The 9,431-nt window shown below is 64.4% G+C and carries 7 protein-coding genes; 5 read left to right on the top strand and 2 right to left on the bottom strand.

The features are described 5' to 3' along the window. The coding region (locus VHR41_02170) for a glycoside hydrolase family 36 N-terminal domain-containing protein (GenBank protein HEX3232974.1) at nt 1-663 on the bottom strand (663 nt) is incomplete at its 3' end. Nucleotides 664-792: 129 nt separating this feature from the next. Between VHR41_02170 and VHR41_02165 the strand changes: the two genes are divergently transcribed. Further along, nucleotides 793-3,510: a TonB-dependent receptor gene (locus VHR41_02165; GenBank protein ID HEX3232973.1), complete on the top strand. Its 2,718-nt coding sequence runs from the start codon at nt 793-795 to the stop codon at nt 3,508-3,510. On the opposite strand, the gene VHR41_02160 is transcribed toward VHR41_02165, so the two are convergent. Next, nucleotides 3,458-4,267, bottom strand: coding sequence for a BTAD domain-containing putative transcriptional regulator (locus VHR41_02160; protein HEX3232972.1), 810 nt, complete (start codon nt 4,265-4,267; stop codon nt 3,458-3,460). The genes VHR41_02165 and VHR41_02160 overlap by 53 nt on opposite strands. Before the next feature lie 237 nt (nt 4,268-4,504). On the opposite strand from VHR41_02160, the gene VHR41_02155 reads away from it, so the two are divergent. The 4 genes from VHR41_02155 (at nt 4,505) to VHR41_02140 (ending at nt 9,420) form a co-directional block, all read left to right on the top strand. Continuing rightward, nucleotides 4,505-5,059 carry a sigma-70 family RNA polymerase sigma factor gene (locus VHR41_02155; protein HEX3232971.1) on the top strand — a complete coding sequence of 185 codons (555 nt, stop codon included), beginning with the start codon at nt 4,505-4,507 and terminating at the stop codon, nt 5,057-5,059. 31 nt (nt 5,060-5,090) lie between these two features. After that, complete coding sequence (locus tag VHR41_02150; protein ID HEX3232970.1) at nt 5,091-7,937, top strand: protein kinase; 2,847 nt, start codon at nt 5,091-5,093, stop codon at nt 7,935-7,937. Nucleotides 7,938-8,252: 315 nt separating this feature from the next. Beyond that, complete coding sequence (locus tag VHR41_02145; protein HEX3232969.1) at nt 8,253-8,627, top strand: hypothetical protein; 375 nt, start codon at nt 8,253-8,255, stop codon at nt 8,625-8,627. A 55-nt stretch (nt 8,628-8,682) separates the two neighbouring features. Beyond that, nucleotides 8,683-9,420 carry a hypothetical protein gene (locus VHR41_02140; GenBank protein HEX3232968.1) on the top strand — a complete coding sequence of 246 codons (738 nt, stop codon included), beginning with the start codon at nt 8,683-8,685 and terminating at the stop codon, nt 9,418-9,420. Nucleotides 9,421-9,431: the final 11 nt, after the last annotated feature.

The raw sequence follows: 9,431 nt of genomic DNA, 5'->3' as shown, positions 1-9,431 counted from the left end.
CCAGGGCACGTAGCCGTTGGTCGACCGCCCCCGGGTCTGCTCGAATCGCCGCGCCCCGGCGGCCAGCGTCTCCGTCGCCAGCTGCCGCTCCTGTCCCCAGCTTCCCCAGAGATAGCGCAGGCTGTAGTCGCCACCCGGAAGCTCCCAGCTGATGCTGGGCAAGAGGGCGACGGGCACCGGGACACGGCCGCGATTGGTGAGCCGGATCTCGCGCGAGAACACGCCGGTTTCTCCCCACGCGGTGTAGCGCACGTCCAGCTCGAGGGGGAGGGTCGCATGGACGAAGCGGAGCCGAAGCTCCTCTACGCCGGCTGCCGGCACCGTGGAGTCCGCTTGGAGTCGAAGGGATGCCGGCTCGAGGGACTGATCGCCGGCGAGTCCGGTCAGGTCGGAGCGTGGCGGCTGCGCCGTCGTGTCCGGCACGGCGGCCATGCGCGACGTGGGGCCGAAGTAGTCGAACGTCACTTGGTCGGCGCGCCGCACCAGGCGATAGGAGACCGGGCCGGATGTCAGGGTCCAGCTCCCGGCCATCGAGTCGTGCGCGATCCGCTCGTAAGCGATCCGCTGCGCGGCGGCCGGGGTCGAGAAGGCCGTCGCCAGGAGCAGGGCCGCCAGGAGCCGCCGAACCACGCTACCCACGTGCTCCATCCGTTGGACAGTCATGTGTTCGATGGACTCCAGAGAGTGTAATCCCCCGCCTCGCGAGACCTTGCGCACCTCAAGTCGACAAGCAACTGTATAGAGTCCGGCGCGGTTCTACACGGTGGCGGAACTAAAACGACCTAAAACGCCATGACCCGAAGCCCCTGCTTGGCTCGCCAATGTCCATCGCATTGGCTGATGAGGCTGAACCTCCTCTCAGTGGTACCCGCCCTCATAGCACCATCAGCTGTTCTCACAGCGCAAGTAGCTACCCAGACCGGAAGCATCGCCGGTCAGGTGCTGGATGAGCGGAGCGCACCTGTCGCTGATGCCCAGGTCTATCTCGAGCGTCCCGCGATCAGCACGACGACTCGGCCGAACGGAGCCTATGTCCTTACCAACGTACCTAGAGGAGATCTGATCGTGCGAGTTCGCATGGTCGGCTTTCGGCCCGACTCGGCGAGGGTCACGATAGAAGCGCACCGACGTGTCACCGTGGACTTCACCCTGCATCGTGACCCTCTAGAGCTTCAGACCATTATTGTCACTGGAACCCAGATTCCCCGCCAAAATCTCGCGGCGAGCGTCGCCGTGACAACGTTGACTCCCCGTGAGATCGAGCGGGCCTCGCCCCGGAGCACCACGGAGATGCTGCGCTACGTTCCAGGGTTCACCCGGGTCGAGAGCTCCGGGGGCGAGGTCAACGAGAACATCAGCATGCGGGGCATTCTCAACGAACAGTATGTGATGTTCATGGAAGACGGGATGCCGGTCTTCCCCACCATGCAGGCCTTCTGGATGAATGCCGACAACCTCTTCCGTTTCGATCAGAATATCGACCGCATCGAGGTCGTGCGGGGAGGCGCCTCCGCGCTGTTCGGCTCCAATACCCCTGGCGCCATCGTCAACCTGATCAATAAGACCGGCGGCGATCAGTTTGGCGGAACGATGCGGGCAACCGCAGGCACCCAAGGTCTGGCTCGCTACGACCTGAATGCCGGCGGGCCGCTGGGAGACGGCTGGCGATTCAACACAGGCGGCTTCTACCGCTACGATCATGGGGTGCGTGATCCGGGCTTTCCCGGCATCCGAGGCGGTCAGCTGAAGGCCAACGTGACACGGCAGTTGGCCAGCGGATATCTGCGGGCCTCGATCAAGTATCTCGATGACCGTAACCAGTTCATTCTTCCACTGCCGTTCACCAATGCGAACGACCCGGCCTACGCCCCCGGCTTGAGCAATTACGCGTCGATGAACACCAACGAAGGCCTGAACATTCAGGTGCCTACACCGACGGGCGACCTGACTCTCCCTCTGGGAAATGGACTGAAGACAGCCGCAACCTGGTTCACCATCGATGCGGCCTTCGGGCTGCAAGGTGGCTGGCAGCTGCAGAACACCGCTCAGGTGATGCACAATAACCAGGAGTGGAACGCCATTGTGCCACTGAATGCATTTCCGGTCGATGAGTACCCGACCGCACCCTTCTTCACCGGTGGACTGCAGATGCCGCCGGGAACCACCATCCAACTGACCTACACCAACCACTCCGATGCGCTCGGCAAACCGCTCCCCTTCGACACCCCGAACGGCCTGGTCGCTCCCGGAGGGCAGTGGTACATAGACAAGCCGATCTCGGCAGTGCAGGACCAGCTCCAGGTGAGGCGGACCTTCGGTCCACACGCCCTCGCCCTGGGCCTCTACGTCGCGAACTACACGGAGAAAAACCACTGGTTCTTCAGCGACATCCTCACTGACGTCCGTGACAACCCGCGCTTCCTCGATGCCGTGGTCACGCCTCCGGGTGGAACTCCCATTCCCCTCACCCGCAATGGCTTCCGGAACTATCTCGTGGGCTATGTCAATGGAAGCGGACAGACCGCCATTGTCTCGGGCGTTCTTGGCGGCGAGCTCCAGCTCACCAAACGGGTGCGGGCGGACCTCGGTGTACGTGTCGAATACAATGACTTTGTCCAAAGTGCGGAAAACACCGCCCAATTCGACCTGGATGGCGATCCCGCAACCACGTTCGATAACGAAATGTTCGGCAACGACAGCTACCGACACTTTACCCATGAGATTACCGACTGGGCCGGGTCGCTCGGCCTCAACTTTGCCCTTCGAAAATACCTCTCGCTCTACGCGGCCGGCTCACGCGGCTACAAGATGCCGGCACTCGACGCGTTCGTGGGTGCCGTTGCCGAGGAACAGGTCGAGCTGTTCGACGCGGAGCAGGTGCAGTCTTTGGAAACAGGGGTAAAGGGACATGTTGGCAGCCTCGCCTTCACGGCCAACGGCTTCTACACCAATTTGAGAAATCTCGTAGGTCAGGGAATAGAGGTGGACTCACTGACGGGCGTAGGGAGGTGGGTCATCGAGAAGCAACCCGAACTCCGGTCCTATGGCGTTGAGGTCGAAGTGGTCGCGTTTCCGCTGAAAGGCCTCCAGCTGCTCGGCAATAGCACCATGCTCGAGGCGGAATTCAGCACTGGGACGGATATAGGAAGCCGGCTCACCGGCGTGCCGAGAACGATTGGCACCATGGCTGGGGTTTACTCCGTCCGCGGCTTTGAACTCACAGGTGACTTTCACTGGGTCTCCAGCCGCCTGGTCGAACTCGGCCTGGAGGCACGGTTGCCAGGCTACCATTATTTCAATTTCGGCGTGGGGTACACCCTTCCTCGTGGCGGCACCAGAATCCAGCTGGATCTGTTGAATGCCTTTCAGGGTAAGGGTCTCGAGGAAGGAAACCCCCAACTGCAGACCGCAGGTGGGGCTCCTTTCTTTCTCGCCCGGCCGATTCTGCCCCGGCGACTCACGGTGTCGGTGAACTATGACTTCGGAGGCCCCTCGCGAGAGGAATCCTGAGCTCGAGTCGGCGTCCGTTCTGCGCCCGGATCGCCTGGACCAGCGCGACAGTCTCGGTCGAGGGCTCGAGCTCCAGGTCGGTCGAGAGGCGATGTGCAAACTCTTTGTAGGCCAGGACAGCGCCCGCGCGGTCCCCGGCCCGCGTGAGCAGTGTCATCAGCCTTCGGAATACCACCTCATCATAGGGCGATAGCCCACTTGCCCGCCGTGCCCATCGCACGGCCTCATTCGGATGAGCCTCTGCCCGCGGACGTTCGGTCAGGTTCCAGGCGGCTCGGGTGGCGCAGTCACGGAGCCGGAACCGGCTCTCCTCCATCCAGCGTTCAAAGCCGGGCGCATCCGAGAGATGAAAGCCCGCGAGGAGGTCCCCCAGATACAGGTCGATTGCGTCCCACCGTCCCCTCTCTACCGCCTCCTCGAACTCGACGGCATCGCACCAGTACCGGTCGGGAGCGAGCCCGACCTCCTCGTCCCCTCGGTTCTGGATGAGCTCCGGACCGAGCTCCTGCCGGAGAAGGTGGAGCGCCTTCCGCAGTGACGTTCGAGCATGGTCCTGATCGGCTTCGGGCCAGAAGAGGGCGAGGAGGCTATCGCGCCGGTGAAAGCCTCGCGGGGTAGCCGTGGCAAGGTAGGCGAGTAGCGCGAGGCGTTTGGGCTGAGCCAGGATGGCTGCTCCTGCGCGTCCAGTGGTCCGCAGGGACAGGCCACCGAGGAGCCGGAGCTCGATTGCGGTGGGTGCCGCCAGGGCGAGAGTCATGGTCTCCATCCTCGGCTTAGGTGGGCTTCGAGCACCTCTATTAGAAACACGGAAACCCGCGAAAAACCCCCTCACGCGGCCGCCGTCTATCCCGGGGCGAGGCGAATTCCGCTGCGGGTGGTGCACGCGTTGACTCCGTTCTGCCGGACCGGTATTGTCGGGCTTGGGCGAGCATCTCGCCCCGGCCGTCCAGCACTGCCACGCACCCATTTCACCATGAGACCTCCCTCCCGAGATGTGACCGCCCTGCTGCAGGCCTGGGGACGGGGTGAGCCGGCAGCCCTGGACGAGCTCCTGCCCCTGATTTACGAGGAGTTGCGTCGTCAAGCCGCACGTCAGTTGCGTAGCCAGCCAGCCGGGCACACGCTGCAGGCCACGGCCCTGGTGCACGAGGTCTACCTCCGCCTGGTCGGTCGGCCAGATGCCGAATGGCAAAGCCGTGCCCACTTTTTCGGCGTGGCTGCCCGGGCTATGCGGAGCATCCTGGTGGATCACGCCCGGGCACGTCAGGCTGCCAAGCGTGGCGGCCAGGCGCGCCGGCTGACCTTGGGGGCGGCGGACGGCGTGGCGGATCGTCCGCCCGAATCGGAGGTGGACGTGCTGGCGCTCGATGAGGCGCTCGCTCGATTGGCTGAGCTTGACCCCCGCCAGGCACAGGTGGTGGAGCTCCGCTACTTCGCCGGCTCGACTATCCAGGAGACTGCTCATGTCCTCGGCCTCTCCCATGCGACGGTCGAGCGTGAGTGGAGGACCGCTCGGCTTTGGCTTCGGCGTGAGCTGGCTGCGGGTTGAGTGATGACCACGAGAGAGCGATGAGGCTGCGGTGAAGCCGGAGCGTTGGCAAGCGGTCAAGGAGCTTCTGGGCGCGGCGCTCGAGCGCGCGCCTGCCGACCGGTTGTCGTTTCTCAGCGATGCCTGCGGGGCCGACCTGGCGCTCCGCGCCGAGGTCGAGTCTCTGCTCGCGGTAGCCGAGCGGACGAGCGGCTTTCTGGAACCATCAGCACCCAAAGCACCCACCGACATCGTCGCCATTCTGCGAACGGCCCTGGCCAGCGCCTACGTGATCGAGCGGGAAGTGGGCAAGGGTGGAATGGCAGTCGTCTACCTCGCCCAGGACCTCCGCCACCGACGCGCGGTCGCGCTCAAGGTGCTCGATCCGGAGCTGAGCTCACGATTGGGAGCCGAGCGCTTTCGGCGTGAGATCGAGACCGCTGCCCGACTCGATCACCCACACATCCTGCCTGTGTTCGACTCTGGGGAGGCTCAGGGCCTCCTCTGGTACACCATGCCCTACGTCGAGGGCGAGTCACTGAGACAGCGACTGGAGCGCGTAGGTCAGCTGCCCGTAGAGGAGGCGCTGCGCCTCACCCGCGAGGCGGCCGACGCGCTCGACTGCGCCCATCGGCATGGCATAGTGCACCGGGACGTCAAGCCCGAAAACATCCTGCTGTCGGCCGGGCATGTGCGAGTGGCCGACTTCGGAATTGCCACGGTATTGGAGACCACGGACGGCGGGCGGATAACCCAGACCGGTATCACGGTAGGTTCGCCAGCCTACATGAGTCCGGAGCAGGCGGCTGGCACACGCACCCTGGATGGTCGCAGCGACATCTACTCGCTGGGCTGCGTCCTCTACGAGCTGCTCGCCGGTGAGCCGCCCTTTTTAGCACCGACGCCGCAGGCAATCTTCGCCAGGCGGGTTCTCGAGCCATTGCCGGGCATTCGCACTGTGCGCGAGAGTGTGCCGGAATCGCTCGCGCGCGTGCTCGACCGGGCGCTGGCGAAGTCACCGGCTGACCGGTATCCCGACGCCAAGGCGTTCATGGAAGCGCTTGACGATGTGAACCTGGGTGAGGTCCGGGCTTCTGGCGACCGCGCTCCCAACGCAGGTACAATCGCTATCCCCGCGAGCGGTCTCCGCCGCAAGGCCGTCACCAGGGCCATGCTCATAGGAGCCGCGATCATCGCCCTCGTCGGTAGCGGAGTGGTCCTGGCCCGGCGCGATCATGGCGCTCGGGCGAGTGCGGAGGAGGCACCTCGAGTTCTGGCGGTTCTGCCGTTCAAGAATCTCGGCTCGCCGGGAGATCAGTACTTTGCCGACGGCCTCACTGAGGAGATCACCAGCCGCCTTGCCGACGTCAAGGAGCTCGGGGTGATCTCGCGTACCAGTGCCGACCGCTATCGGAGCAGCAGCGCCACACTGAAGCAAATCGGCCGGGAGTTAGGCGCGACCTATGTGCTCGAGGGAAGCGTCCGCTGGGAGAAACGACCCGATGGAACCAGCCGCATCCGGGTGACACCGCAGCTCATTCGCGTCCATGACGACCAGCATCTGTGGGCCGACCGTTACGATGCGGACCTGCGCGATGTGTTCGATGTTCAGGCCGGCATCGCCGAGCAGGTCACCATGGCACTCGGAGTCCTGATCGCGGCGCGGGCGGCAGGGCAACCTGCTGGCAAGCCAACCACGAATCTCAGCGCGTATGACGCCTACCTGCGTGGCGACGCGGCCATGCCCACGGACCTGAGCAGCGGGGCAGAGGGGCTCCTGAGCGCGTACAAGGGTGCTGCGGAGCATTACCAAGAGGCGGTCGAGCTCGACTCCACCTTTGCACTCGCCTATGCCAAGCTGGGGAGAGCCCTGCTCGGCACGTGGATCGGGGACAGCTCGACGGCGGTCAAAGCCAGAGCGGCGGTTGAACGCGCGCTGACGCTCGCTCCCGAGCTGAGTGACGCGCACCTCGCGCGAGGTGAGTATGCCCTCCGGATCGAAAATGACACCGAGCGTGGGCTGAAGGAGTTGGAGACTGCGGTCCGGCTCCGTCCCAATGATGCCGAAGCCTTGATGGAATTGGGGAACACGGAATGGAACCTCGGTAGGCCAGGGCGCCAGGCGATTGCTCGTGTCGAACGGGCGGCGCAGCTCGACCCTCGGACCGTCGTGCGGCAGGTCGTGCTGGCGTTCCTGTACCAGGAGTCACATCGGTTCGACGACGCCATACGGACCTACGACCGCGCCATCGAGCTCAAACCGGAGAATCCTGGACCGTATACCCAGAAGGCGGTCCTCTACCTGTATCGCGGGGACATCAACGGTGCGAGGCGGCTTATCCGCCGGGCTGCCGAGCGCACCGACAGCATGGGCCTCATCACCGCAGCGGCCAGCACACTGCTCCCCTGGCACTCGTATGGAATACTGGACGACGGCTATCAACGGGCCGTGCTTCGGCTGCCGGCGACGGCCTTTGCGGGTGACACGGGCCTGTACGGCGTCATCAAAGGCCACTACTCCTGGATGCATGGGGATTCCGCGCGGTTCCGAGCGTACTTCGACACGGCATATGCCTTCGCGACGGCTCGGCTTCGAGAGAGCCCGGGGAATGGCTTCTATGGCATGGTCACGGCGGGAATGCTCGCCGCCCATGGAAAGCGAGCCGAGGCATATGCTGCGCACGAACGAGTGTACCCGAACGCGTGGCGGAAGCCAGGCGAGTTTGAAGCCCGGCTGTGCGTACTCGCCGGCGATACTGAACGGGCGCTCGACGTGCTGGAGCAGAGGCACTGGGGTAACGAGCTCACCGCTGAGTGGCTTCGGGTCGACCCCTTCTGGGACCCGCTTCGCAAGTACCCGAGGTTTCAGCGGCTGCTGAGCACATCTCCCTCCGATTAACCCCAATTCACGCTCATATCACGCCAAAGGAACGCCGCCGGCGTAGGCTCGGGATACAGCCCTCGTCTTCGCGGTCGAGGGTGCGTGATGTGCCCCAGCCACCAGGAGCGTGATATGCGCCGCCCACTCGCCTCAATTTTTCCAGTCCGACTGAACTCGACCGTCGCGCTTCTCGCGCTCTGCGCCTGCTCTGCGGCTGATCAAGCCACTGGGTATTCGCCGATCGAGGGCGCCGACCGGAACGCGAAACCTTCACTGGCGCGGCGCGGGTCCTCGCCGGTTAGCCGTCCCCTGGCAGGGCGCTGCACCACGGTGGTGACCAGGCTCGTCCCACCGCCGATTGAAGTGCAGCGGATCGAGTACACCTGTCGAATCTCACATCTCGGGCTCACCCACGCCGTCGTGACCCAGACCATCGATGTGGCGACCGGCGCCCTGAGCAGCAGCGGAGTGTTCGTGGCGGCGAATGGGGACCAGCTGAGCTCGAATTTTACCGGTGTCGCCGTGCTCAGCTTTACTGATCCGACGGACGCGAGCGTGACCTTCGAAGGCACCGAGAAGTTTAGCCCCGGTACCGGCCGCTTCGCCGCCGCCAACGGCACGGCGGAATTGGTCGGATCGGCTCGAACCAATCTGATCACGGGGGCGGCGACTGGGGAGTTCACCTTGGAGGGAAGACTGGCGTACTAAGGGCGTTCGCGATCCGATGCAGATGGACCATCCGGAGAGAATGGAGGGTGTACTCATGAACCGCCGAATTATCAGAAGGTCGGTCGCTGGGGTCGTCCTGCTCCTGGCCGCCTGTTCCCCCGATCGCACCGCACCCACGGGCCCTGACGTGAGCTCCGGTCCTTCGGCGCTGCGCTCGAGCGTGGGCGGGATTGCGCCACCGCAGTCCAAGCCCCACGGAAGGTCCTACAGCGAGTGGGCGGCGGAGTGGTGGCGGTGGGTATTGACCAGCCCGGTGAGCAGCAACCCCGTGCTCGACCTCACGGGCGAGCACTGTGCCGCCAACCAATCGGATCACGTCTGGTTCCTCGCCGGGGCGTTCAACGCCGGCGAGCTCGTGACCCGGGAGTGCACTATTCCTACTGGCCACGCGTTGCTGGTTCCGCTCATTAACCTTGCTTACTTCGCCTTCCCAGAAGATCCGCCGGAGACCCGGACGGAGGAGTTCATCCGGGCGCAGGTCACCTGCGCGGAAGAGGCGACCTTTTCGTCGGTGGTAATCGACGGCGTTCCGGTCCAGGACCCGGGGCGCTACTTCGAGCAGTCGGTGGTGTTCGAGGTGGTTCTGCAGGAGGACAACCTCTTCGGGGCTCCGGCGGGATTCACCTTATCGCCAAGCGTGGATGCCGGCTATTACCTGTTCCTCAATCCACTGCCGCCTGGGGAGCACACGATCCATTGGCAGGTGACGTCGGGCTGCGGGTTTAGCCAGAACATCACGTACCACCTGACAGTAAGCCCGGGTCGGAGCTGAGCGCTTCCGGC

The organism is Gemmatimonadales bacterium (assembly GCA_036265815.1).
In the GTDB taxonomy this organism is placed as follows: Bacteria; Gemmatimonadota; Gemmatimonadetes; order Gemmatimonadales; family GWC2-71-9; genus CAVVWJ01.
Note: the sequence above shows the minus strand (reverse complement) of the source record. Positions and strands in the feature narration are given on the sequence as shown.

What these genes read in the sequence shown, in the direction of transcription:
- VHR41_02165 (HEX3232973.1), top strand. Translation starts at nt 793, where the DNA reads ATGACCCGAAGCCCCTGCTTGGCTCGCCAATGTCCATCGCATTGGCTG.
- VHR41_02160 (HEX3232972.1), bottom strand. Translation starts at nt 4,267, where the DNA reads ATGACTCTCGCCCTGGCGGCACCCACCGCAATCGAGCTCCGGCTCCTC.
- VHR41_02140 (HEX3232968.1), top strand. Translation starts at nt 8,683, where the DNA reads ATGAACCGCCGAATTATCAGAAGGTCGGTCGCTGGGGTCGTCCTGCTC.